At 64.0% G+C, this 23277-nt stretch carries 23 protein-coding genes and 1 tRNA gene; all 24 read left to right on the top strand.

Going from position 1 to position 23277, the window contains the following annotated elements; genetic code table 11:
• Positions 1 to 64: 64 nt before the first annotated feature.
• The 24 genes from rpsO to WJ16_RS11620 all read left to right on the top strand — a co-directional run bounded on the left by rpsO (position 65) and on the right by WJ16_RS11620 (position 23267).
• A complete protein-coding gene (rpsO, locus tag WJ16_RS11735) occupies positions 65 to 334 on the top strand; it encodes a 30S ribosomal protein S15 (RefSeq protein WP_006398792.1) in 270 nt (89 codons plus the stop codon).
• Between the two features lie 290 nt (positions 335 to 624).
• Positions 625 to 2772: a polyribonucleotide nucleotidyltransferase gene (gene pnp, locus WJ16_RS11730; RefSeq protein WP_069258040.1), complete on the top strand. Its 2148-nt coding sequence runs from the start codon at positions 625 to 627 to the stop codon at positions 2770 to 2772.
• Positions 2773 to 2924: 152 nt separating this feature from the next.
• Positions 2925 to 3944 (top strand): NAD(P)H-quinone oxidoreductase, encoded by a 1020-nt coding sequence (locus WJ16_RS11725; protein WP_069257188.1) that lies wholly within the window; start codon positions 2925 to 2927, stop codon positions 3942 to 3944.
• A 141-nt stretch (positions 3945 to 4085) separates the two neighbouring features.
• Positions 4086 to 4841, top strand: coding sequence for a triose-phosphate isomerase (gene tpiA / locus WJ16_RS11720; protein WP_069257187.1), 756 nt, complete (start codon positions 4086 to 4088; stop codon positions 4839 to 4841).
• 72 nt (positions 4842 to 4913) lie between these two features.
• Positions 4914 to 5291 (top strand): preprotein translocase subunit SecG, encoded by a 378-nt coding sequence (gene secG / locus WJ16_RS11715; RefSeq protein ID WP_031401913.1) that lies wholly within the window; start codon positions 4914 to 4916, stop codon positions 5289 to 5291.
• Between the two features lie 111 nt (positions 5292 to 5402).
• Positions 5403 to 5487: transfer RNA gene (locus tag WJ16_RS11710), tRNA-Leu, on the top strand.
• 154 nt (positions 5488 to 5641) lie between these two features.
• Positions 5642 to 6001 (top strand): NADH-quinone oxidoreductase subunit A, encoded by a 360-nt coding sequence (locus WJ16_RS11705; protein ID WP_006398798.1) that lies wholly within the window; start codon positions 5642 to 5644, stop codon positions 5999 to 6001.
• A gap of 63 nt (positions 6002 to 6064) precedes the next feature.
• Positions 6065 to 6544, top strand: coding sequence for a NuoB/complex I 20 kDa subunit family protein (locus WJ16_RS11700; RefSeq protein WP_006398799.1), 480 nt, complete (start codon positions 6065 to 6067; stop codon positions 6542 to 6544).
• A gap of 21 nt (positions 6545 to 6565) precedes the next feature.
• A complete protein-coding gene (locus WJ16_RS11695; RefSeq protein ID WP_039370593.1) occupies positions 6566 to 7168 on the top strand; it encodes an NADH-quinone oxidoreductase subunit C in 603 nt (200 codons plus the stop codon).
• Between the two features lie 9 nt (positions 7169 to 7177).
• Entirely contained in the window at positions 7178 to 8431 is a 1254-nt protein-coding gene (locus tag WJ16_RS11690; protein ID WP_069257186.1) for an NADH-quinone oxidoreductase subunit D, read from the top strand.
• 172 nt (positions 8432 to 8603) lie between these two features.
• Positions 8604 to 9089, top strand: coding sequence for an NADH-quinone oxidoreductase subunit NuoE (gene nuoE / locus WJ16_RS11685; protein ID WP_069257185.1), 486 nt, complete (start codon positions 8604 to 8606; stop codon positions 9087 to 9089).
• Positions 9086 to 10396, top strand: a complete 1311-nt coding sequence (gene nuoF, locus WJ16_RS11680; protein ID WP_006478267.1) for an NADH-quinone oxidoreductase subunit NuoF — start codon at positions 9086 to 9088, stop codon at positions 10394 to 10396. The genes nuoE and nuoF overlap by 4 nt, the downstream gene beginning before the upstream one ends.
• Positions 10397 to 10478: 82 nt before the next feature.
• Positions 10479 to 12809 carry an NADH-quinone oxidoreductase subunit NuoG gene (gene nuoG / locus WJ16_RS11675; protein ID WP_069257184.1) on the top strand — a complete coding sequence of 777 codons (2331 nt, stop codon included), beginning with the start codon at positions 10479 to 10481 and terminating at the stop codon, positions 12807 to 12809.
• Entirely contained in the window at positions 12810 to 13877 is a 1068-nt protein-coding gene (nuoH, locus tag WJ16_RS11670) for an NADH-quinone oxidoreductase subunit NuoH (RefSeq protein ID WP_069257183.1), read from the top strand.
• Between the two features lie 15 nt (positions 13878 to 13892).
• Complete coding sequence (nuoI, locus tag WJ16_RS11665; RefSeq protein WP_006478270.1) at positions 13893 to 14381, top strand: NADH-quinone oxidoreductase subunit NuoI; 489 nt, start codon at positions 13893 to 13895, stop codon at positions 14379 to 14381.
• A 103-nt stretch (positions 14382 to 14484) separates the two neighbouring features.
• Positions 14485 to 15135, top strand: a complete 651-nt coding sequence (locus WJ16_RS11660) for an NADH-quinone oxidoreductase subunit J (RefSeq protein WP_021162815.1) — start codon at positions 14485 to 14487, stop codon at positions 15133 to 15135.
• An 18-nt stretch (positions 15136 to 15153) separates the two neighbouring features.
• On the top strand, positions 15154 to 15459 hold the full coding sequence (gene nuoK, locus WJ16_RS11655) for an NADH-quinone oxidoreductase subunit NuoK (protein ID WP_006478272.1): 306 nt from the start codon (positions 15154 to 15156) through the stop codon (positions 15457 to 15459).
• A 17-nt stretch (positions 15460 to 15476) separates the two neighbouring features.
• On the top strand, positions 15477 to 17531 hold the full coding sequence (gene nuoL, locus WJ16_RS11650; RefSeq protein ID WP_069257182.1) for an NADH-quinone oxidoreductase subunit L: 2055 nt from the start codon (positions 15477 to 15479) through the stop codon (positions 17529 to 17531).
• Positions 17532 to 17547: 16 nt separating this feature from the next.
• Positions 17548 to 19038: an NADH-quinone oxidoreductase subunit M gene (locus tag WJ16_RS11645; RefSeq protein WP_021162817.1), complete on the top strand. Its 1491-nt coding sequence runs from the start codon at positions 17548 to 17550 to the stop codon at positions 19036 to 19038.
• 39 nt (positions 19039 to 19077) lie between these two features.
• Positions 19078 to 20532 (top strand): NADH-quinone oxidoreductase subunit NuoN, encoded by a 1455-nt coding sequence (gene nuoN, locus WJ16_RS11640; RefSeq protein WP_069257181.1) that lies wholly within the window; start codon positions 19078 to 19080, stop codon positions 20530 to 20532.
• Entirely contained in the window at positions 20532 to 20828 is a 297-nt protein-coding gene (locus tag WJ16_RS11635; RefSeq protein WP_034190810.1) for a DUF2818 family protein, read from the top strand. Before nuoN ends, WJ16_RS11635 begins: the two co-directional genes overlap by 1 nt.
• Positions 20829 to 20866: 38 nt before the next feature.
• Positions 20867 to 21457, top strand: coding sequence for an NUDIX domain-containing protein (locus tag WJ16_RS11630; RefSeq protein WP_069257180.1), 591 nt, complete (start codon positions 20867 to 20869; stop codon positions 21455 to 21457).
• A 136-nt stretch (positions 21458 to 21593) separates the two neighbouring features.
• Positions 21594 to 22016 (top strand): DUF1178 family protein, encoded by a 423-nt coding sequence (locus tag WJ16_RS11625; RefSeq protein ID WP_069257179.1) that lies wholly within the window; start codon positions 21594 to 21596, stop codon positions 22014 to 22016.
• Positions 22017 to 22070: 54 nt separating this feature from the next.
• Positions 22071 to 23267 (top strand): acyl-CoA dehydrogenase family protein, encoded by a 1197-nt coding sequence (locus tag WJ16_RS11620; protein ID WP_069257178.1) that lies wholly within the window; start codon positions 22071 to 22073, stop codon positions 23265 to 23267.
• Positions 23268 to 23277 lie beyond the last annotated feature (10 nt).

Raw genomic sequence — 23277 nt, 5'->3', positions numbered from 1 at the left:
CACGGCACGGCCATTCTTCCGTGTCCGCCTGTTCAGTTAGCAAGTAGGAATCAAAGGAAATCACATGTCTGTTGCAGATATCAAGAAGTCGGAAGTCGTTGCTCAGTTCGCCCGCGGTACCAACGACACGGGGTCGCCCGAAGTCCAGGTCGCACTGCTGACCGCACGTATCGTCGAACTGACGGGTCACTTCAAGACCCACGCGAAGGATCACCACAGCCGCCGCGGCCTGCTGCGCATGGTGAGCCGCCGCCGCAAGCTGCTCGACTACCTCAAGGGCAAGGATGCCGACCGTTACCGCGCACTGATCGAGAAGCTGGGTCTGCGTAAGTAATCGAGGCGATTGCCGCCAGCAAGATGCCTGTGTCAGTCCGCTGATACAGGCATTTTGTTTTTGCGCGGTGCGTAGCGTCACACGCACCGCAGGCTGTCCGGCACGTACGTGCGGGGCCGCCGCAACGACTGATACCGGGGTGGGGTTTGTGTCATTCCAGCGCGACGCTGCACGAGCGCTGCGCTGGAATGGCATAAAAAACACACCTTGCTCCGGGTGATTCGGTCGGGACGCCGCCGCGCGGGATGGCCGGCGCGGCGAATGAAATGCATGAATTCAAAGGAGCAACCATGTCCATGTTCAACAAGGTCGTGAAGGAATTCCAGTGGGGCCAGCACAAGGTGCGCCTCGAAACCGGTGAAGTCGCCCGCCAGGCAAGCGGCGCCGTGATCGTCGACGTCGAAGACACCGTCGTGCTGGCAACCGTCGTCGGCGCGAAGTCGGCGAAGCCGGGCCAGGATTTCTTCCCGCTGACCGTCGACTACCTCGAGAAGACCTATTCGGCCGGCAAGATCCCGGGCGGCTTCTTCCGCCGTGAAGGCCGTCCGTCCGAGCACGAGACGCTGACGTCGCGCCTGATCGACCGTCCGCTGCGCCCGCTGTTCCCGGAAGGCTTCTACAACGAAGTCCAGGTCGTGATCCACGTGCTGTCCGTGAACCCGGAAATCCCGGCGGACATCCCCGCGCTGATCGGCGCATCGGCTGCGCTCGCCGTGTCGGGCCTGCCGTTCAACGGCCCGGTCGGTGCCGCGCGCGTGGCGTACATCGACAACGCGTACGTGCTGAACCCGACGCGTGACCAGATCAAGGCATCGAGCCTCGACCTCGTCGTCGCCGGTACGGAACGTGCGGTGCTGATGGTCGAGTCGGAAGCCGACCAGCTGTCGGAAGAGGTGATGCTGGGCGCCGTGGTGTTCGGCCACGAGCAGATGCAGGTCGCGATCGACGCGATCCACGAACTGGTGCGCGAAGGCGGCAAGCCCGAGTGGGACTGGCAGCCGGCGCCGAAGAACGAAGCGCTGATCGCGCGCGTGACCGAGCTGGCGCAGAACGACCTGCTCGCCGCTTACCAGCTGCGCGACAAGCAGGCGCGTTCGGCGAAGCTGAAGGAAGTGTACGCAGCGACGTCGGCGAAGCTCGAGGAAGACGCGCTGGCGGCCGGTACGGCTGCGGCTGACAAGGCCACTGTCGGCAACGTGCTGTTCGACATCGAAGCGAAGATCGTCCGTTCGCAGATCCTGAACGGCGAGCCGCGTATCGACGGCCGAGACACGCGCACCGTGCGCCCGATCGAGATCCGCACCGGCGTGCTGCCGCGTACCCACGGCTCGGCGCTGTTCACGCGCGGCGAGACGCAGGCGCTGGTTGTCGCGACGCTCGGCACGAAGGGTGACGAGCAGATCATCGACGCGCTCGAAGGCGAATACCGCGAGCGCTTCATGCTCCACTACAACATGCCCCCGTTCGCGACCGGCGAAACGGGCCGCGTCGGTTCGCCGAAGCGCCGCGAAATCGGCCACGGCCGCCTCGCGAAGCGCGCACTGGTCAAGTGCCTGCCGAGCGCCGACGAATTCGGCTACTCGATCCGCGTCGTGTCGGAAATCACCGAGTCGAACGGTTCGTCGTCGATGGCATCGGTGTGCGGCGGCTGCCTCGCGCTGATGGACGCCGGCGTGCCGATGAAGGCACACGTCGCGGGTATCGCGATGGGCCTGATCCTCGAAGGCAACAAGTTCGCGGTGCTGACCGACATCCTCGGCGACGAAGATCACCTCGGCGACATGGACTTCAAGGTGGCCGGCACGGAGCAGGGCGTGACGGCGCTGCAGATGGACATCAAGATCCAGGGCATCACGAAGGAAATCATGCAGGTCGCGCTCGCGCAGGCGAAGGAAGGCCGCATGCACATCCTCGGCAAGATGACGTCGGCGGTTTCGGGTGCGAACACGCAGCTGTCGGAGTTCGCGCCGCGCATGATCACGATCAAGATCAACCCGGAAAAGATCCGCGACGTGATCGGCAAGGGCGGTTCGGTGATCCGCGCGCTGACGGAAGAAACCGGCACGACGATCGACATCTCGGACGACGGCGTCGTGACGATTGCAAGCACGAGCAGCGAGGGCATGGCCGAAGCGAAGAAGCGTATCGAGAACATCACGGCGGAAATCGAAGTCGGCCAGGTGTACGAAGGCACGGTTCTGAAGCTGCTCGATTTCGGTGCGATCGTGAACCTGATTCCGGGCAAGGACGGTCTGCTGCACATCTCGGAAATCGTCAACGAGCGTGTGAAGGACATCAACGACTACCTGAAGGAAGGCCAGCAAGTGAAGGTCAAGGTCATCCAGACGGACGAAAAGGGTCGCGTGCGTCTGTCGGCGAAGGCGCTGCTGAATGAAGCAGCGGCGACGTCGCAGTCGGACACGCCGCCGCAGCAGTAAGCGGACAGGCGTGAAAACGGCCGGCAGTGCGAAAGCGTGCCGGCCGTTTTTTCTGTAGCATCGTTGTGCGGCGCAGCAGCGCCGGCCGGGCGCCCGTGCCCCGTGCGGGCGCGCCATCCGATCCCGATTCCGATCCTGGAGCGACCATCACCATGAAAGCCATCGAAATCACCGAATTCGGTGCCCCCGACGTGCTGAAGCTTGCGGAGCGTCCGCGCCCCGAACCGAAGCGCGGCGAAGTGCTGATCAAGGTGGCGGCTTCCGGCGTGAACCGGCCCGACGTATTCCAGCGCAAGGGTGCCTATGCGCCGCCGCCGGGCGCGTCGGATCTGCCGGGCCTCGAGGTGGCGGGCGAGATCGTCGGCGGCGATCTGTCCGACACCGCGCACAATCCGTTCGGGCTGAAGCTCGGCGATCGCGTGTGCGCGCTGCTCGCGGGCGGCGGCTATGCCGAGTATGCGGTCGCACCGCTGCCGCAATGCCTGCCGGTGCCCGACGGGCTTACCGATATCGAGGCCGCGTCGCTGCCCGAAACGTTTTTCACCGTGTGGAGCAACGTGTTCGACCGTGCGCAGCTCGGCGCGGGCGAGGGTGGCGGCCAAGAGACGCTGCTCGTGCAGGGCGGCTCGAGCGGCATCGGCGTGACCGCGATCCAGATCGCGCATGCGCTCGGCTTTCGCGTGTTCGCGACGGCCGGTACCGCCGACAAGTGCCGCGCGTGCGAGGCGCTCGGCGCCGAGCGTGCGATCAACTACAAGACGGAAGACTTCGTCGAGGTCGTGAAGTCGCTGACGCACGATCGCGGCGTCGACGTGATCCTCGACATGGTGGCGGGCTCGTACGTGCCGCGCGAACTGTCCGCGCTCGCGGATGGCGGCCGTCTCGTGCTGATCGCGCTGCTCGGCGGCGCGAAGGCCGACGTCAACCTGAGCGAGATCCTGCGCCGCCGGCTGACGATCACCGGTTCGACGCTGCGCCCGCGTCCGGTCGAATTCAAGGCGCAGATCGCCGCGCAACTGAAGGCGCGCGTGTGGCCGCTGCTCGCCGACGGCCGCATCAAGCCGGTGATCTATCGCGTATTGCCGGCCGCGGAGGCGGCGCAGGCGCATGCGCTGATGGAAAGCAGCGAGCACACCGGCAAGATCGTGCTCGATTGGGGTACGAACGCCTGATGCCCGTGCGGCCGGGCTTGACATGCGCGGTTTGACCGGTTCAAGCCGCGCGCAGTAAAATCGCCGGTTTGCTTCACCAGATCAAACCAGACGGCCGGTTTTCCGGCGCGTCAATGACCAAGCGGTGACGAGACAGACACGATGTCGAAACAAAGAACGAAGCGTGTGATCGGCAACTGGAAGATGCACGGCCGACTGGCCGGCAACCAGACGTTGCTGAACGAAGTGGTGCAGGGCGTGGGCGCGGTGGCGGCCGAAACGTCGGTCGGCGTGTGCGTGCCGTTCCCGTATCTCGCGCAGGTTCAGGCGCAGCTCGACGGCGGCCGTGTCGCCTGGGGTGCGCAGGACGTGTCGGCGCACGAGCAGGGTGCATTTACCGGCGAAGTCGCGGCTGCGATGGTCGCGGAATTTGGCGCACGCTATGCGATCGTCGGCCACTCGGAGCGGCGCGCGTATCACGGCGAGCGCAACGAGACGGTCGCGGCGAAGACGCAGCGCGCGCTCGCGGCGGGGCTCACGCCTGTCGTGTGCGTCGGCGAGACGCTCGACGAGCGCGAAGCGGGTGCGACCGAGCAGGTGGTCGGTGCGCAGCTCGACGCGGTGCTGGCCGTGTTGACCGCACAAGAGGCTGCGCGCATCGTCGTCGCGTACGAGCCGGTCTGGGCGATCGGCACGGGCAAGAGCGCGACGTCGGCGCAGGCGCAGGACGTGCACGCGTTCCTGCGTGCGCGTCTCGCGGCAAAGGGTGCGGCGGACGTGTCCGTGCTGTACGGCGGCAGTGTGAAGCCGGACAACGCGGAAGAGCTGTTCGCGCAGCCGGACATCGACGGTGGCCTGATCGGCGGCGCGTCGCTGAAGGCGGAAGATTTCCTGGCGATCTGCCGGGCCGCGCGCTGAGCGGTCCGCGATCGAATTGAACCATGACGGCGGCCGGTCGGTCCGGTCGCCCGATCCAATCGGGTGGGTGTGATGCTGTTATTCAAGACGCTGATTATTGTGGTGCAGGTGCTGTCTGCACTCGGTGTGATTGGTCTCGTGCTGCTGCAGCACGGCAAGGGTGCCGACATGGGTGCTGCGTTCGGCAGCGGCGCGTCGGGCAGCCTGTTCGGTGCAACGGGCTCGGCGAACTTCCTGTCGCGCACGACGGGCATTCTCGCGACGATCTTCTTCGTCGCGACGCTCGCGCTCACGTACCTCGGTTCGTACAAGTCCACGCCGTCGGCAGGCGTGTTGGGCGCGGTCGCGACCGCGCCGGCATCGGCGCCTGCAGCGTCGGCGCCGGCCGTCGCGGCATCCGCTGCCGCAGGGTCGGCCGCGAGCGCGCCGGGCCAGGATGTCCCGAAATAAAAAGTTAATTTTTTCGCGTTTGTGCGTTGAACAAATCTGGAACTCGGGTTAGAATTTAATTCTTGAAGCGATTCGCGGGAAACAAGCAACACGACCCGAGTTGCATGCAGTGCCGACGTGGTGAAATTGGTAGACACGCTATCTTGAGGGGGTAGTGGCGAAAGCTGTGCGAGTTCGAGTCTCGCCGTCGGCACCAAAGTTACTCAATGCCAGCCGCTTCTAGTGGCTGGCATTTTTCATTTCTGGGGTGTGCTTGCGGTTGTCTTGCGATCGCCTGCACTCCGAAATGATTCCTTCCGCCGGATAGTGGTATTCTCCGGACGCTCAGAACCAACCGATAGAGGATTGCCTTGAACCTCGCAGCCTATTACCCCGTCTTGTTGTTCCTCCTCGTGGGCACTGGTTTAGGTATAGCGCTGGTCAGCATCGGCAAGCTCCTTGGTCCCAACAAGCCGGACGTCGAGAAGAACGCACCGTACGAGTGCGGCTTCGAAGCCTTTGAAGACGCCCGGATGAAATTCGACGTCCGGTACTACCTCGTCGCCATCCTGTTCATCATCTTCGATCTCGAAACCGCATTCCTGTTTCCGTGGGGCGTCGCGCTCCGGGACATCGGCTGGCCGGGTTTCATCGCAATGATGATTTTTCTGCTCGAATTCCTGCTGGGCTTTGCCTATATCTGGAAGAAAGGCGGCCTCGACTGGGAGTGATGGGTTTAATCGCCGGTTTGCATGGGCGGCCACGCTCGGTCGCTCGTCTGGAGTGGAAAGCAAATGAGTATCGAAGGGGTCTTGAAGGAAGGGTTTGTCACCACGACGGCTGACAAGCTGATCAACTGGACGCGTACCGGCTCGCTGTGGCCGATGACGTTCGGGCTCGCATGTTGCGCCGTCGAGATGATGCATGCGGGCGCGGCCCGTTACGATCTGGACCGGTTCGGCGTGGTGTTCCGCCCGAGCCCGCGTCAGTCGGACGTGATGATCGTGGCCGGCACGCTGTGCAACAAGATGGCGCCTGCGCTGCGCCGCGTGTACGACCAGATGGCCGAGCCGCGCTGGGTGATCTCGATGGGGTCGTGTGCGAACGGCGGCGGCTACTACCACTACTCGTACTCGGTGGTTCGCGGCTGCGACCGGATCGTGCCGGTCGACGTCTACGTGCCGGGCTGTCCGCCCACGGCCGAGGCGCTGGTCTACGGCGTGATCCAGCTGCAGGCGAAGATCCGCCGCACCAATACCATCGCCCGTCAATAAAGCCCCGAGCGTCCCCTCAATATGGCAAGCAAAATCGAGACCCTCAAGGCAAACCTCGAAGCCGCGCTCGGCGCGCGCGTGGTGAGCCTCACCGAAGCGATCGGTGAACTGACGCTCGTCGTGAAGGCGAGCGATTACCTCGAAGTCGCAAAGACGCTGCGTGACGATCCGAAGCTCCGTTTCGAGCAGCTGATCGACCTGTGCGGCGTCGACTACCAGACCTTCGGCGACGGCGCCTACGACGGTCCGCGCTTCGCGGCCGTATCGCACCTGCTGTCGGTCACGAACAACTGGCGCCTGCGCCTGCGCACGTTCGCGCCGGACGACGACCTGCCGATCGTGGCGTCGCTGGTCGACATCTGGACCTCCGCGAACTGGTACGAGCGCGAAGCGTTCGACCTGTACGGCATCGTGTTCGAAGGCCACCCCGACCTGCGCCGCATCCTCACCGACTACGGCTTCATCGGTCACCCGTTCCGCAAGGACTTCCCGGTATCGGGCTATGTCGAAATGCGTTACGACCCGGAAGAGAAGCGGGTGGTGTACCAGCCGGTGACGATCGAGCCGCGCGAAATCACGCCGCGCGTGATCCGCGAGGATCGCTATGGCGGTCTGAAACATTAAGGGGGCGTCATGGCAGAAATCAAGAACTACACGCTCAACTTCGGCCCGCAGCACCCGGCAGCGCACGGCGTGCTGCGCCTCGTGCTCGAGCTCGACGGCGAAGTCATCCAGCGCGCCGATCCGCACATCGGCCTGCTGCACCGCGCGACGGAAAAGCTCGCGGAATCCAAAACGTTCATCCAGTCCGTGCCGTACATGGACCGTCTCGACTACGTGTCGATGATGGTCAACGAGCACGGCTACGTGCTCGCGATCGAAAAGCTGCTCGGCATCGAAGTGCCGGAGCGCGCGCAGTACATCCGCGTGCTGTTCGACGAGATCACGCGCGTGCTGAACCACCTGATGTGGATCGGCGCGCACGCGCTCGACGTCGGCGCGATGGCCGTGTTCCTGTACGCATTCCGCGAACGCGAAGACCTGATGGACGTGTACGAAGCGGTGTCCGGCGCCCGGATGCACGCGGCGTACTATCGTCCGGGCGGCGTCTACCGCGATCTGCCTGACGCGATGCCGCAATACAAGGCGTCGAAGATTCGCAACGAGAAGGCGCTCGCGAAGATGAACGAAGCGCGCAGCGGCTCGGTGCTCGACTTCATCGACGATTTCTTCACGCGCTTCCCGAAGTGCGTCGACGAATACGAAACGCTGCTGACCGACAACCGGATCTGGAAGCAGCGCCTGGTCGGGATCGGCGTGGTCAGCCCGGAACGCGCGCTGCAGATGGGCCTGACGGGCCCGATGCTGCGCGGCTCGGGCATCGCGTGGGATCTGCGCAAGAAGCAGCCGTACGAAGTGTACGACCGCATGGATTTCGATGTGCCGGTCGGCGTGAACGGCGACTGCTACGACCGCTATCTGGTGCGCGTCGAAGAAATGCGCCAGTCGGTCCGCATCGCGAAACAGTGTATTGAGTGGCTTCGCAAGAATCCGGGCCCGGTGATGACGGACAATCACAAGGTTGCCCCTCCGTCGCGCGTCGGCATGAAGACCAACATGGAAGACTTGATTCACCACTTCAAGCTCTTCACTGAAGGTTTCCATGTGCCGGAAGGCGAAGCATACGCGGCGGTCGAGCATCCGAAGGGCGAGTTCGGCATCTACCTCGTGTCCGACGGCGCCAACAAGCCGTACCGCCTCAAGATTCGCGCACCGGGTTTCGCGCACCTGGCGTCGCTCGACGAAATGGCGCGCGGTCACATGATCGCCGACGCCGTCACGATCATCGGTACGCAGGACATCGTGTTCGGCGAAATCGATCGTTAATGGTTGCGCCGCCCGCGCGAGCGGGCGGCGAGCGGTAAGTCACACGCGATGCGCGCTGAACCGGCGCGGCTTCGCAAGCTGTCAACAGAGTGAGCGCCAGGTCTGCCGTCCATGCACCCCAGTGTGCGGCAGGTTGTTCGTTCGGTAGGAATTGAAAGAGTCGTGTCTGAAAATGATCTCAGCTGAAGGCCTGAAGGAAATCGATCGAGCGTTGACGAAGTATCCCGCCGATCAGAAACAGTCCGCCGTGATGTCGGCGTTGGCCGTTGCTCAGGAAGAGCACGGCTGGCTGTCGCCCGAACTGATGCAGTTCGTTGCGGACTATCTCGGCATGCCGGCCGTTGCCGTGCAGGAAGTCGCGACGTTCTACACGATGTACGAGCTCAAACCGGTCGGCAAGCACAAGATCACGCTCTGTACGAACCTGCCGTGCCAGCTTGGCCCGCACGGTGGTGCGGAGGCGACCGCCGACTACCTGAAACAGAAGCTGGGCATCGGCTTCGGCGAAACCACGCCCGACGGCAAGTTCACGCTGAAGGAAGGCGAATGCATGGGCTCGTGCGGCGATGCGCCGGTGCTGCTGGTGAACAATCACAGAATGTGCAGCTTCATGAGCCGCGACAAGATCGACCAGCTGCTTGAGGAGCTCTCGAAATGACGTCCCTCCACGACCGTCACATCAAACCGCTGATCCTCGCTGGTCTGAACGGCGAGAACTGGCATCTCGAAGATTACGTTGCGCGCGGCGGCTACAAGCAGCTGCGCCGCATTCTCGAAGAAAAGATTCCGCCCGAGCAGGTGATCGCCGACGTGAAGGCGTCGGGCCTGCGTGGCCGCGGCGGTGCGGGTTTCCCGACCGGCCTGAAGTGGAGCTTCATGCCGCGCCAGTTCCCGGGGCAGAAGTACCTCGTCTGCAACTCGGACGAAGGCGAGCCGGGCACGTTCAAGGATCGCGACATCCTGCGCTGGAACCCGCATGCGCTGATCGAAGGCATGGCCATCGGCGCGTACGCGATGGGCATCACCGTCGGCTACAACTACATCCACGGCGAAATCTTCGAAGTGTATCGACGCTTCGAAGCCGCGCTCGATGAAGCGCGCGCGGCCGGGTTCCTCGGCGACAACATCATGGGCTCGGAATTCTCGTTCCAGTTGCACGCGCACCACGGTTACGGCGCGTACATCTGCGGCGAGGAAACGGCGCTGCTCGAATCGCTCGAAGGCAAGAAGGGCCAGCCGCGCTTCAAGCCGCCGTTCCCGGCGAGCTTCGGCGTGTACGGCAAGCCGACCACGATCAACAACACCGAGACGTTCGCCGCGGTGCCGTTCCTGCTGTCCATCGGGCCGCAGAATTACCTCGAGATCGGCAAGCCGAACAACGGCGGCACGAAGATCTTCTCGGTGTCGGGCGACGTCGAGCGTCCGGGCAACTACGAAGTGCCGCTCGGCACGCCGTTCGCGACGCTGATGGAGCTCGCCGGCGGGATGCGCGGCGGCAAGAAGATCAAGGCCGTGATTCCGGGCGGTTCGTCGGCGCCGGTGATCCCGGGCGACATCATGATGCAGACGGATCTCGACTACGATTCGATCGCGAAGGCGGGTTCGATGCTCGGCTCCGGCGCGGTGATCGTGATGGACGAGACGCGTTGCATGGTGCGCTCGCTGCTGCGCCTGTCGTACTTCTACTACGAGGAATCGTGCGGCCAGTGCACGCCGTGCCGTGAAGGCACCGGCTGGCTGTATCGCGTCGTGAACCGTATCGAGCATGGCGAAGGCCGCCAGGAAGATCTGGACCTGCTGAACTCGGTTGCCGAGAACATCATGGGCCGCACGATCTGCGCGCTCGGCGATGCGGCGGCGATGCCGGTGCGCGGGATGCTCAAGCACTACTGGGACGAATTCGCGTACCACGTCGAACACAAGCACTGCATGGTCGGCGGCCACGCGCACGCGGCGGCAGCCTGAAGCGGACCCGGTTGCGGAATTTGAGCGCACGGTCGGGCGAAGGCGCGAACGGGCGGAAATAGGTTAAGGACCATTCACCATCATGGTTGAACTTGAAATAGACGGCAAGAAGGTCGAGGTGCCCGAAGGCAGCATGGTGATCCAGGCTGCGCACAAGGCGGATACGTACATTCCTCACTTCTGCTATCACAAGAAACTGTCGGTTGCGGCCAACTGCCGGATGTGTCTCGTCGAAGTCGAGAAGATGCCGAAGGCCGTACCTGCCTGCGCGACCCCCGTGTCGGCCGGCATGATCGTCCACACGCAGTCCGACAAGGCCGTGAAGGCGCAGCAGTCGGTGATGGAATTCCTCCTCATCAATCACCCGCTCGACTGCCCGATCTGCGATCAGGGCGGCGAATGCCAGCTGCAGGATCTGGCGGTCGGCTACGGCAAGTCGTCGTCGCGCTACTCGGAAGAAAAGCGCGTGGTGTTCCACAAGAACGTGGGCCCGCTGATCTCGATGGAAGAAATGTCGCGCTGCATCCACTGCACGCGCTGCGTCCGCTTCGGCCAGGAAATCGCCGGCGTGATGGAGTTCGGCATGCTGGGCCGCGGCGAGCATTCGGAAATCACGACGTTCGTCGGCAAGACGGTCGATTCCGAACTGTCGGGCAACATGATCGACCTGTGCCCGGTCGGCGCGCTGACCAGCAAGCCGTTCCGCTACAGCGCCCGGACGTGGGAACTGTCGCGCCGCAAGTCGGTGAGTCCGCACGATTCCGTCGGCGCGAACCTCGTCGTGCAGGTGAAGAACAACCGCGTGATGCGCGTGCTGCCGTTCGAGAACGAATCCATCAACGAATGCTGGATCTCGGACAAGGACCGCTTCTCGTACGAAGGCCTCAACAGCGAAGAGCGCCTGACGAAGCCGATGCTGAAGCAGGGTGGCCAGTGGATCGAAACCGACTGGCAGACCGCGCTCGAATACGTCGCGAAGGGCCTGAAGGGCATCGCCGCGGATCACGGCGCGAACGCGCTGGCGATGCTCGCGAGCGCGCACAGCACCGCCGAAGAGCTGTTCCTCGTGAAGCAGCTCGCGAACGAACTGAAGACGCCGAACGTCGACTTCCGTCTGCGTCAGCAGGATTTCTCGGCGCCGGTCGACGGCGCACCGTGGCTCGGCATGCCGATCGCCGACCTGTCGAACGTGGATGCCGCGTTCGTCGTCGGTTCGTTCCTGCGCCGCGACCACCCGCTGTTCGCCGCCCGACTGCGTCAGGCCGCGAAGAACGGCGCGAAGCTGCATTTCCTGCACGCGACCGGTGACGACGCACTGATCCCGACCGCGCAGCGTATTGTTGCCGCGCCGTCGGCATGGCTCGACCAACTGGCGGGCATCGCCGCGGCCGTCGCGCAACTGCGCGGCGTCGCGCTGCCCGACACGCTCGCGGGCGTCACCGCATCGCCGGCCGCACAGGCTGTCGCGCAGTCGCTCGCGAACGGCGAACGCCGCGCGGTGCTGCTCGGCAACGTCGCGGTCCGTCATCCGGAATTCGCGAAGCTGCACGCGGTCGCCAAGTGGATCGCCGACAACACCGGCGCCACGTTCGGCTTCCTGACCGAAGCGGCGAACACGGTCGGCGCGCACGTCGTCGGCGCACTGCCGGGCGAAGGCGGCCTGAACGCACGCGAAGCGTTCGCGCAGCCGCGCAAGGGCTACGTGCTGCTGAACGTCGAACCGGAATTCGACACGGCCGATCCGGCGCAGGCGCTTGCCGCGCTGAACCAGGCCGAAATGGTCGTCGTGATGTCGCCGTTCAAGCACGGCCTCGACTACGCCGACGTGCTGCTGCCGGTTGCGCCGTTCACCGAAACGGCCGGCACGTACGTGAATGCGGAAGGCACCGTGCAGAGCTTCAACGGCGTCGTGCGCCCGCTCGGCGACACGCGTCCGGGCTGGAAGGTGCTGCGCGTGCTCGGCAGCCTGCTCGGCCTGCCGAACTTCGAATACGAGACCGCGGAAGAAGTGCGTCTCGCCGCGCTCGGCGACGCCGGCGTCGCGAACCGCCTGTCGAACCAGACGTCGGTCGCGCCGGCGCGCGCCGCCGCGAATGCCGCGAACGGCGGCTTCGAGCGCCTGGCCGATGTGCCGATCTATCACGCCGACGCGCTCGTGCGCCGCGCAGGTGCGCTGCACCTGACGGCCGCCGCGAAGGCGGCGAATGCCGCGGCACTGCCGGCCGCGCTGTTCGACAAGCTGGGCTTGAAGGAAGGCGACGCGGTGCGCGTGCGCCAGGGCGAGCGTGCGGTGCAGTTGCCGGCCGTGCGCGACGCGAATCTTGCGGAGACCGTCGTTCGCGTGTCGGCGGCGACGCCTGCCGGCGCAGCGCTCGGCAGCCTGTCCGGTGAACTGGTGGTGGAGAAGGCGTAAATGAGCTTGTTCGATACGATCAACGCGGGCGGGTCCCAGCTTCTCGGCGTCGCATGGCCGACGGTGTGGGCCATCGTGCGCATCCTCGTCGTCTCCGTCGTCATCCTGCTGTGCGTCGCGTACCTGATTCTGTGGGAACGCAAGCTGATCGGCTGGATGCACGTGCGTCTCGGCCCGAACCGCGTCGGCCCCGGCGGCCTGCTGCAGCCGATCGCCGACGTGCTGAAGCTGCTGCTGAAGGAAGTCATTCAGCCGAGCGCCGCCAGCCGCTGGCTGTACCTGATCGCGCCGGTGATGACCGTCGTGCCGGCGTTCGCCGTATGGGCCGTGATCCCGTTCCAGGCCGAAGCGGTCCTCGCGAACGTGAACGCGGGCCTGCTGTACGCGATGGCGATCTCATCGATCGGCGTGTACGCGGTGATTCTCGCGGGCTGGGCATCGAACTCGAAGTACGCGTTCCTCGGCGCGATGCGCGCCGCGGCACAGATGGTGTCGTACGAAATCTCGATGGGCTTCGCGCTGGTGCTGGTGCTGATGACGGCCGGCAGCCTGAACCTGTCGGAAATCGTCGGTTCGCAACAGCACGGCTTCTTCGCGGGCCACGGCGTGAACTTCCTGTCGTGGAACTGGCTGCCGCTGCTGCCAGCGTTCGTCGTGTACTTCATCTCGGGTATCGCCGAAACGAACCGCCACCCGTTCGACGTGGTGGAAGGGGAGTCGGAAATCGTTGCCGGTCACATGATCGATTACTCGGGTATGGCGTTCGCGCTGTTCTTCCTCGCCGAGTACATCAACATGATCGTGATCTCGGCGCTGGCTGCGACGCTGTTCCTCGGTGGCTGGGATGCACCGTTCGAATTCCTGTCGTTCATCCCGGGCATCTTCTGGCTGGTGCTGAAGGTCTTCGCACTGCTGTCGGTGTTCATCTGGGTCCGCGCGACGTTCCCGCGCTACCGTTACGACCAGATCATGCGTCTGGGCTGGAAGGTGTTCCTGCCCGTCACGGTGATCTGGGTGGTCGTGGTCGGCTTCTGGATGATGTCGCCGCTGAACATCTGGGTGAAGTAAAGATCGGACGAAATCATGACGGCTATCCAACACTTCTTTAAGACCTTCTTCCTGACCGAGCTGCTGAAGGGGCTCGCGCTGACCGGGCGTTACACGTTCAAGCGCAAGTTCACCGTGCAGTTCCCGGAAGAGAAGACCCCGATCTCGCCGCGTTTTCGCGGGCTGCATGCACTGCGCCGCTATGAAAACGGCGAAGAGCGCTGCATCGCGTGCAAGCTGTGCGAGGCCGTGTGCCCCGCGCTGGCGATCACGATCGAATCGGAAACGCGCGCGGACAATACGCGCCGCACGACGCGCTACGACATCGACCTGACGAAGTGCATCTTCTGCGGTTTCTGCGAAGAAAGCTGCCCGGTCGATTCGATCGTCGAGACGCAGATTCTCGAGTACCACGGCGAAAAGCGCGGCGATCTGTATTTCACGAAGGAAATGCTGCTCGCGGTGGGCGATCGTTACGAGAAGGACATCGCCGCGGCGAAGGCTGCCGACGCGCCGTATCGTTGATTGTGTTTGCAGTGCCGGCCCGGAGCACGGGCCGAGCCGCCGCGACGGGTGCGGGCGTCCCGCAAGCCGCGCCTGACTATGGCCTAACGATGAACCGGTAATCATGGAATTCACGACCGTACTGTTCTACATCTTCGCGCTGCTCCTGGTGGTATCAGGGCTGAAGGTGATCACTTCGCGCAACCCGGTGGCGTCTGCGCTTTTCCTTGTGCTGGCGTTCTTCAACGCCGCCGCGATCTGGATGCTGCTGGAAGCGGAGTTCCTCGCGATCCTGCTGGTGCTGGTCTACGTGGGCGCCGTGATGGTGCTGTTCCTGTTCGTCGTGATGATGCTGGACATCAACATCGACTACCTGCGCCGCGACTTCAAGCGCTTCGTCCCGATGGCGACCGTGGTCGGCGCGATCATCGTGATCGAAACCGCGCTGATCCTGTGGCGCGGCTACGGCGACACGCAGACGGTGCACGCGATGGCGACGGGCGAGATGGCCAACTGGTCGAACACGCGCCTGATCGGCAAGGTGATCTACACCGACTACATCTTCGCGTTTGAAATCGCCGGCCTCGTGCTGCTGGTCGCGATCATTGCCGCGATCGGGCTGACCGAGCGCAAGGGCAAGGACAGCAAGCGCCAGCGCGTGTCGGATCAGGTCAAGGTGCGTCGCAACGACCGCGTGCGCCTCGTGAAGATGGAAGCGGACAAGCCGCAGCCGGAAACGGCGCAGAGCGAAGCCGGTTCGGGCACCAACGGCTAAGCGGAGGAAAAGAAAACCATGCTGACTCTTGCTCACTACCTTGTGCTCGGCGCGATCCTGTTTGCGATCGCGATCGTCGGGATCTTCCTGAACCGCCGCAACGTCATCATCATCCTGATGTCGATCGAACTGATGCTGCTGGCGGTGAATACCAACTTCGTCGCGTTCTCGCATTACCTCGGCGACGTGCACGGCCAGATCTTCGTGTTCTTCGTCCTGACCGTCGCCGCAGCGGAAGCCGCGATCGGCCTCGCGATTCTGGTGACCCTGTTCCGTAAGCTCGACACGATCAATGTCGAGGATCTCGATCAGCTCAAAGGTTAATTTCAGGCAACGCTGTTATGTCAACGACACTCAATGAAAACCTGCTGCTGGCGATTCCGCTCGCTCCGCTGGCCGGCTCGCTGATTGCGGGGCTGTTCGGGAACGCAGTCGGGCGCAAGGGCGCACACCGGATCACGATCCTCGGCGTAATGATCGCGTTCCTCCTGTCGGCGAAAGTCTTCTTCGACGTGATGGGCGGCGCGAGCTTCAACGCGACCGTCTACGAATGGATGAACGTCGGCTCGCTGAAGCTGGAAGTCGGCTTCCTCGTCGATTCGCTGACCGCGATGATGATGGTCGTCGTGACCTTCGTCTCGCTGATGGTGCACGTGTACACGATCGGCTACATGGCGGAAGAAGACGGCTACCAGCGCTTCTTCTCGTACATCTCGCTGTTCACGTTCTCGATGCTGATGCTCGTGATGAGCAACAACTTCCTGCAACTGTTCTTCGGCTGGGAAGCGGTGGGTCTGGTGTCGTACCTGCTGATCGGCTTCTACTTCACGCGTGAGAGCGCGATCTACGCGAACATGAAGGCGTTCCTCGTGAACCGCGTGGGCGACTTCGGCTTCCTGCTCGGCATCGGCCTGCTGCTCGCGTTCGCCGGGTCGATGAACTACGGCGAAGTGTTTGCGAAGCGCGCGGAACTCGCGAGCCTGCACTTCCCGGGCACCGACTGGGGCCTGCTGACCGTCGCCTGTATCTGCCTGTTCATCGGTGCGATGGGCAAGTCGGCCCAGTTCCCGCTGCACGTGTGGCTGCCGGACTCGATGGAAGGCCCGACCCCGATCTCCGCGCTGATTCACGCGGCGACGATGGTGACCGCCGGCATCTTCATGGTGTCGCGCATGTCGCCGCTGTTCGAGCTGTCGGATACCGCGCTGTCGTTCATCACGGTGATCGGCGCGATCACGGCGCTCTTCATGGGCTTCCTCGGCATCGTCCAGAACGACATCAAGCGCGTGGTCGCGTACTCGACGCTGTCGCAGCTCGGCTACATGACCGTCGCGCTCGGCGTGTCCGCTTACCCGGTCGCCGTGTTCCACCTGATGACGCACGCGTTCTTCAAGGCGCTGCTGTTCCTCGGCGCCGGCTCGGTCATCATGGGCATGCACCACGACCAGGACATGCGCAACATGGGCGGCCTGCGCAAGTACATGCCGATCACGTGGATCACGTCGCTCGTCGGTTCGCTCGCGCTGATCGGTACGCCGTTCTTCTCGGGCTTCTACTCGAAGGATTCGATCATCGACGCGGTGAAGCTGTCGCACCTGCCGGGTTCGGGCTTCGCGTACTTCGCGGTCGTCGCGAGCGTGTTCGTCACGGCGCTGTACTCGTTCCGCATGTACTTCCTGGTGTTCCACGGCGAAGAGCGCTTCCGCCAGCCGAAGCATCCGGAGTCGCCGATGGGCATGGCAGCCGCGCACGGCCACGACGATCACGGCCATGGCCACGGTCACGACGACCACGCGCACGAGCCGCACGAGACCCCGTGGGTCGTGTGGGTGCCGCTGGTCCTGCTGGCGATCCCGTCGGTCATCATCGGTGCGATCGCGATCAGCCCGATGCTGTTCGGCGACTTCTTCCAGCACGGCGTTGCATTCGACAAGGTGATCTTCATCGGTGAAAACCATCCGGCGCTGGCCGAGATGGCCGAAGAGTTCCACGGCTGGGTGGGCATGGGCCTGCACTCGGTGTCGGGCCTGCCGGTCTGGCTCGCACTCGCCGGTGTAGTCGTCGCGTGGTTCCTGTACCTGAAGCGTCCGGAGCTGCCGGCGTCGATCCGCCGAGCGTTCGGCCCGATCTACACGCTGCTCGACAACAAGTACTACATGGACAAGATCAACGAAGTGGTGTTCGCCCGCGGTTCGGTGGCGATCGGCCGCGGCCTGTGGAAGGAGGGTGACGTCGTGGTGATCGACGGCCTCGTCAACGGCAGCGCCCGGTTCATCGGCTGGTTCGCCGGCGTGATCCGCTTCCTCCAATCCGGTTACATCTATCACTACGCGTTCGCCATGATCATCGGCATGCTGGGGCTCCTGACCCTGTTTGTAACGCTCGGCGGCAAATAAGGCGGGGGACAACTTAATGCACGCTTTTCCGATTCTCAGTACCGCGATCTGGCTGCCGATCGTTTTCGGCCTCCTCGTGCTCGCGGTGGGTAACGACAAAAATCCGGGGACGGCCCGCTGGATCGCGCTGATCGGTTCGCTGCTCGGCCTCGCGGTCACGATCCCGCTGATCACCGGCTTCGATTCGAGCACGGCTGCGCTGCAGTTCGTCGAGAAGTCGACCTGGATCGAGCGCTTCGACATCGCGTATCACCTCGGCGTCGACGGCATTTCGATGTGGTTCGTCGTGCTGACCGCGCTGATCACGGTGATCGTCGTGATCGCCGCATGGGAAGTGATCACCGAAAACGTCGCGCAGTACCTCGCGGCGTTCCTGATCCTGTCCGGGATCATGATCGGCGTATTCTCGGCGGCCGACGGCCTGCTGTTCTACGTGTTCTTCGAAGCGACCCTGATCCCGATGTACATCATCATCGGCGTGTGGGGCGGCCCGAACCGCGTGTACGCGGCATTCAAGTTCTTCCTGTACACGCTGGCCGGCTCGCTGCTGATGCTGGTCGCGCTGATCTACCTGTACACGGAAACGCATTCGTTCGACCTCGCGACGTGGCAGAACGCGAAGATCGCGATGACGCCGCAGATACTGTTGTTCATTGCCTTCTTCCTCGCGTTCGCGGTGAAGGTGCCGATGTGGCCGGTGCACACGTGGCTGCCGGACGCGCACGTGGAAGCGCCGACGGGCGGCTCGGTCGTGCTGGCCGCGATCATGCTGAAGCTCGGCGCATACGGTTTCCTGCGCTTCTCGCTGCCGATCACCCCTGACGCGAGCCACTTCCTGGCGCCCGTCGTGATCACGCTGTCGCTGATCGCGGTGATCTACATCGGCCTCGTCGCGATGGTGCAGGCCGACATGAAGAAGCTGGTCGCGTATTCGTCGATCGCGCATATGGGCTTCGTCACGCTCGGCTTCTTCATCTTCAACCAGCTCGGCGTCGAAGGCGCGATCATCCAGATGATCTCGCACGGCTTCGTGTCGGGCGCGATGTTCCTCTGCATCGGCGTGCTGTACGACCGCGTGCACTCGCGCCAGATCGCCGACTACGGTGGCGTCGTCAACGTGATGCCGAAGTTCGCGGCATTCGCGATGCTGTTCTCGATGGCCAACTGCGGCCTGCCGGGTACGTCGGGGTTCGTCGGCGAGTTCATGGTGATTCTCGCTGCCGTCCAGTACAACTTCTGGATCGCATTCGGCGCGGCATTCACGCTGATTCTCGGCGCGGCCTACACGCTGTGGATGTACAAGCGCGTGTACTTCGGCGCGGTCGCGAACGATCACGTCGCCAAGCTGAAGGACATCGGCCGTCGCGAATTCCTGATGCTGGCCGTGCTCGCCGCGTTCACGCTGCTGATGGGCCTGTATCCGAAGCCTTTCACCGACGTGATGCACGTTTCCGTGGAAAACCTCCTCTCCCATGTCGCGCAGTCCAAGCTGCCGCTGGCGCAGTAATCGCGAGCGGAGGAACTCAAGATCATGCAAAACGCTCCTATGAATGTCCTGTTGCCTGACGCGCTGGTGTTGGCCGCCATCGTCGTCGCTTGGCTGAACGACACCTTTACCGGTGCCTCCGGCCGCCGCCTGACCTATCTGATCGCGGTCGTCTCGTCGGTCGTCGCCGGCGTGTGGTTCGCGGTGCAGGCGCTCGACCCGCAGCAGTACTACTTCTTCTCGAAGATGGTCGTCGTCGACTCGTTCGCGAGCATGATGAAGGCCGTCGTGTCGTTCGGTTTCGCGGTCTCGCTCGTCTATTCGCGCAAGTACCTCGAAGATCGCGACATGTTCCGCGGCGACGTGTTCCTGCTCGGCATGTTCTCGCTGCTCGGCCAGCTGGTGATGGTGTCGGGCAACAACTTCCTGACGCTGTACCTCGGTCTCGAACTGATGTCGCTGTCGCTGTACGCGGTCATCGCGCTGCGCCGCGACGCCGCGCAGTCGAGCGAAGCCGCGATGAAGTACTACGTGCTGGGCGCGCTCGCGTCGGGCTTCGTGCTGTACGGCATCTCGATGCTCTACGGTGCGACCGGCTCGCTCGAGCTGGGCGAGGTGTACAAGGCGGTCGGCGGCAACACCGACGCAGCCGTGCTGATGTTCGGCGTGGTCTTTATCGTCGCCGGTATCGCGTTCAAGCTCGGCGCCGTGCCGTTCCACATGTGGGTGCCGGACGTCTACCAGGGCGCACCGACCGCGATGACGCTGTTCGTCGGCGGCGGTCCGAAGGTTGCCGCGTTCGCGTGGGGCCTGCGCTTCCTGGTGATGGGCCTGCTGCCGCTCGCGCAGAACTGGCAGACCGCGCTCGTGATCCTCGCCGCGCTGTCGCTGATCGTCGGCAACATCACCGGTATCGTCCAGCGCAACATCAAGCGGATGCTCGCGTACTCGGCGATCTCGAACATGGGCTTCGTGCTGCTCGGCCTGCTCGCGGGTATCGTGAAGGGCGACGCCGCGGCGCCGGCGAACGCCTACAGCTCGGCGATGTTCTACGCGATCGTCTACCTGATTACGACGCTCGGCTCGTTCGGCGTGGTGATGCTGCTCGCACGCCGCGATTTCGAGGCGGAAACGATCGACGACTTCAAGGGCCTCAACAAGCGCAGCCCGGTGTTCGCGTTCGTGATGATGGTCATGATGTTCTCGCTGGCCGGCATCCCGCCGACCGTCGGCTTCTACGCGAAGCTCGCGGTGCTCGAGGCGACCGTCAATGCGGGCCTCACGTGGCTGGCCGTGCTGGCCGTGATCACGTCGCTGTTCGGCGCGTTCTACTACCTGCGCATCGTGAAGCTGATGTACTTCGATGCCCCGCAGGATGCGACGCCGATCTCGGGCGACTTCTGCAAGCGCACGATCCTCGTGCTGAACGGCCTGGCGGTCGTCGTACTCGGCCTGATCCCGAGCCCGCTGCTGACGGCCTGCCTGCAGGCAATTCGTCACACGCTGCCGCTGTAATGTCGGCAGCCGGCTGGTTTATCGTGCTGTTGGCGCTCGTCTGCGCCAACCTGCCGTTCCTGAACCAACGCCTCTTCGCCGTCGTGCCGTTCGGCGCGGCGAAGAAGAGTGCGTGGGTGCGGATCGGCGAGCTGATCGTGTTGTACTTCATCGTCGGCGCGCTCGGCTTCTGGCTCGAGTCGCGTGCCGGTAACCGCTTCGAACAGGGCTGGCAGTTCTACGCGATCACGTTCAGTCTGTTCGTCGTGTTCGCGTTTCCCGGCTTCACGTTCCAGTATCTCGTCAAACGACGCTGACAGGCCCTTGGCCGTCGCGCTCATTCCCGGAGCCCCCGATGGCCGAACTACCCAATCACGACGCCGCACTGACCGAAACCTGCCTCGAAAGCGAGGCGATCTTCGAAGGCGCGTTCCTCAAGCTCAAGCGCGATACCGTCCGCCTGCCGGACGGCAAGAAGGCCACGCGCGAGTACGTCCAGCATCCGGGCGCGGTGATGGTGATCCCGCTGTTCGACGATGGCCGCGTGCTGATGGAAAGCCAGTTTCGCTACCCGATCGGCAAGGTGATGGCCGAATTCCCGGCCGGCAAGCTCGATCCGGACGAAGGCGCGCTTGCATGCGCGGTGCGCGAGCTGCGCGAGGAAACGGGTTATACGGCGCGCGAATATGTGTTCCTGACCCGCATTCACCCGATCATTTCCTATTCGACCGAATTCATCGACCTCTATCTCGCGCGCGGGCTGACGGCCGGCGAACGCAAGCTCGACGAAGGCGAATTCCTCGAGACCTTCACCGCGACGCAGGCCGACCTGCAGGAGTGGGTGCGCACGGGCCAGATCTCCGACGTGAAGACGATCATCGGCACGATGTGGCTCGACAAGGTGCTGTCCGGCACGTGGCCGCTCGGGCAGGTCCTGACGCCCTGAGCGCGGCGTCAGCGGCGGGTGGGGCACCGCGTTACAATCCGGTGACGCGACGCCTTCGCGCCGCGCGATCAGTATTTAGCACGATCGTTCACAAAACCGCTTTTTGCGCTACACTCGTCACACGCCCTGATTCAGCATGAAGGTCCTCGATTTACAGTGCCCGCACGGTCATCGGTTCGAAGGCTGGTTCGCTTCCGCCGATGAATTCGAAGCGCAGTTGTCCCGCAAGCTGGTCGAATGCCCGGTGTGCGGAACGACCGAGGTCAACCGTCTGCCGTCGGCGCCGCGCCTGAACCTGTCGGGCGCGACGCAGGCGCAGCCGGCCGATCCGCGTGCACTGCAGGCGCAGGTGATGCGTGCGCTGCGCGAGGTGCTGGAGAAAACCGAGAACGTGGGCGAGCGCTTCGCCGAGGAAGCGCGGCGCATCCATTACAACGAGGCGCCGGCGCGCAGCATTCGTGGCGTCACGACGCCCGAAGATGCGCAATCCTTGGCCGAAGAAGGCATCGACGTGATGCCGCTGCCGATTCCTGCCGTGCTGAAAGAACCGCTGCAATGACGTATGCAGTGAGTCCTTGCCGGGCCGGACGGCTGCGGACAGGAGGCACTGCGCATGGATCTGGACTATTCCCCCGCCGACGACGCGTTCCGCGCCGACGTCCGCGCCTGGCTCGAGGCCAATCTGCCTCACGCACTGCGCGCCAAGGTACTCGATCACAAACGACTCGACCGCGAGGATTTCGCGAGCTGGCACCGGATTCTCGGCCAGCGCGGCTGGTCCGCGCCCGCATGGCCGGTCGAATATGGGGGCCCCGGCTGGAACGCGACGCAGCGGCACGTCTGGGACGAGGAGTGCGCGCGGATCGGTGCGCCGACCGTGCTGCCGTTCGGCGTATCGATGGTCGCGCCGGTATTGATGAAATACGGCAGCGTAGCGCAGAAGCGCCACTATCTGCCGCGCATTCTCGACGGCTCGGACTGGTGGTGCCAGGGTTATTCGGAGCCGGGTTCGGGTTCCGACCTCGCATCGTTGCGCACGCGCGCCGAGCGCCAGGGCGACCACTACATCGTCAATGGCCAGAAGACCTGGACGACGCTCGGCCAGTATGCCGACATGATGTTCTGCCTCGTGCGTACCGACCCGGCCGCGAAGAAACAGGAAGGCATTTCGTTCCTGCTGATCGACATGAAGACGCCCGGCATCACGGTGCGCCCGATCGTGATGCTCGACGAGGACCACGAAGTCAACGAGGTGTTCTTCGAGGACGTGAAGGTGCCGGTCGAGAACCTCGTCGGCGACGAGAACCGCGGCTGGACCTACGCGAAATACCTGCTCGGCCATGAGCGCACCGGCATCGCGCGCGTCGGCGCGTCCAAGCGCGAGCTCGCGTTCCTGAAGCGCGTGGCGTCGAACCAGCGCAAGAACGGCAAGCCGTTGCTCGCCGATCCGGTCTTCGCCGCGAAGGTGGCGGCGCTCGAAGTCGAGCTGATGGCGCTCGAGGTGACGGTGCTGCGCGTCGTCAGCCGCGAGACGAGCGGCAAGGGGCCGGGCCCGGAGGCGTCGATGCTGAAGATCAAGGGCACGGAAGTGCAGCAGGCGCTCACCGAGCTGATGGTCGAAGCGATCGGCCCGCTTGCCGCACCGTTCGACGTACCGTTCCTCGACGGCCGGCGCGAGCACAGTATCGCGGGCGACGACGATGCGGCGCCGCTTGCCGCGTACTACTTCAATTACCGGAAGACGTCGATCTACGGCGGTTCGAACGAGATCCAGAAGAACATCATCGCGCAGATGATTCTGGGGCTGTGATCAGGGAACG

Origin of the sequence: Burkholderia metallica (genome assembly GCF_001718555.1) — a bacterium.
Lineage (GTDB): Bacteria > Pseudomonadota > Gammaproteobacteria > Burkholderiales > Burkholderiaceae > Burkholderia > Burkholderia metallica.
The sequence above is the reverse complement of the archived record's forward strand: the minus strand, read 5'-3'. Positions and strand labels throughout refer to the sequence as shown.

Excerpts from the sequence above, each read along its gene's own strand:
- rpsO (WP_006398792.1), top strand. The coding sequence starts at position 65 with ATGTCTGTTGCAGATATCAAGAAGTCGGAAGTCGTTGCTCAGTTCGCC.
- pnp (WP_069258040.1), top strand. The coding sequence starts at position 625 with ATGTCCATGTTCAACAAGGTCGTGAAGGAATTCCAGTGGGGCCAGCAC.
- WJ16_RS11725 (WP_069257188.1), top strand. The coding sequence starts at position 2,925 with ATGAAAGCCATCGAAATCACCGAATTCGGTGCCCCCGACGTGCTGAAG.
- tpiA (WP_069257187.1), top strand. The coding sequence starts at position 4,086 with ATGTCGAAACAAAGAACGAAGCGTGTGATCGGCAACTGGAAGATGCAC.
- secG (WP_031401913.1), top strand. The coding sequence starts at position 4,914 with ATGCTGTTATTCAAGACGCTGATTATTGTGGTGCAGGTGCTGTCTGCA.
- WJ16_RS11700 (WP_006398799.1), top strand. The coding sequence starts at position 6,065 with ATGAGTATCGAAGGGGTCTTGAAGGAAGGGTTTGTCACCACGACGGCT.
- WJ16_RS11695 (WP_039370593.1), top strand. The coding sequence starts at position 6,566 with ATGGCAAGCAAAATCGAGACCCTCAAGGCAAACCTCGAAGCCGCGCTC.
- WJ16_RS11690 (WP_069257186.1), top strand. The coding sequence starts at position 7,178 with ATGGCAGAAATCAAGAACTACACGCTCAACTTCGGCCCGCAGCACCCG.
- nuoE (WP_069257185.1), top strand. The coding sequence starts at position 8,604 with ATGATCTCAGCTGAAGGCCTGAAGGAAATCGATCGAGCGTTGACGAAG.
- nuoF (WP_006478267.1), top strand. The coding sequence starts at position 9,086 with ATGACGTCCCTCCACGACCGTCACATCAAACCGCTGATCCTCGCTGGT.
- nuoG (WP_069257184.1), top strand. The coding sequence starts at position 10,479 with ATGGTTGAACTTGAAATAGACGGCAAGAAGGTCGAGGTGCCCGAAGGC.
- nuoH (WP_069257183.1), top strand. The coding sequence starts at position 12,810 with ATGAGCTTGTTCGATACGATCAACGCGGGCGGGTCCCAGCTTCTCGGC.
- nuoI (WP_006478270.1), top strand. The coding sequence starts at position 13,893 with ATGACGGCTATCCAACACTTCTTTAAGACCTTCTTCCTGACCGAGCTG.
- WJ16_RS11660 (WP_021162815.1), top strand. The coding sequence starts at position 14,485 with ATGGAATTCACGACCGTACTGTTCTACATCTTCGCGCTGCTCCTGGTG.
- nuoK (WP_006478272.1), top strand. The coding sequence starts at position 15,154 with ATGCTGACTCTTGCTCACTACCTTGTGCTCGGCGCGATCCTGTTTGCG.
- nuoL (WP_069257182.1), top strand. The coding sequence starts at position 15,477 with ATGTCAACGACACTCAATGAAAACCTGCTGCTGGCGATTCCGCTCGCT.
- WJ16_RS11645 (WP_021162817.1), top strand. The coding sequence starts at position 17,548 with ATGCACGCTTTTCCGATTCTCAGTACCGCGATCTGGCTGCCGATCGTT.
- nuoN (WP_069257181.1), top strand. The coding sequence starts at position 19,078 with ATGAATGTCCTGTTGCCTGACGCGCTGGTGTTGGCCGCCATCGTCGTC.
- WJ16_RS11635 (WP_034190810.1), top strand. The coding sequence starts at position 20,532 with ATGTCGGCAGCCGGCTGGTTTATCGTGCTGTTGGCGCTCGTCTGCGCC.
- WJ16_RS11630 (WP_069257180.1), top strand. The coding sequence starts at position 20,867 with ATGGCCGAACTACCCAATCACGACGCCGCACTGACCGAAACCTGCCTC.
- WJ16_RS11625 (WP_069257179.1), top strand. The coding sequence starts at position 21,594 with ATGAAGGTCCTCGATTTACAGTGCCCGCACGGTCATCGGTTCGAAGGC.
- WJ16_RS11620 (WP_069257178.1), top strand. The coding sequence starts at position 22,071 with ATGGATCTGGACTATTCCCCCGCCGACGACGCGTTCCGCGCCGACGTC.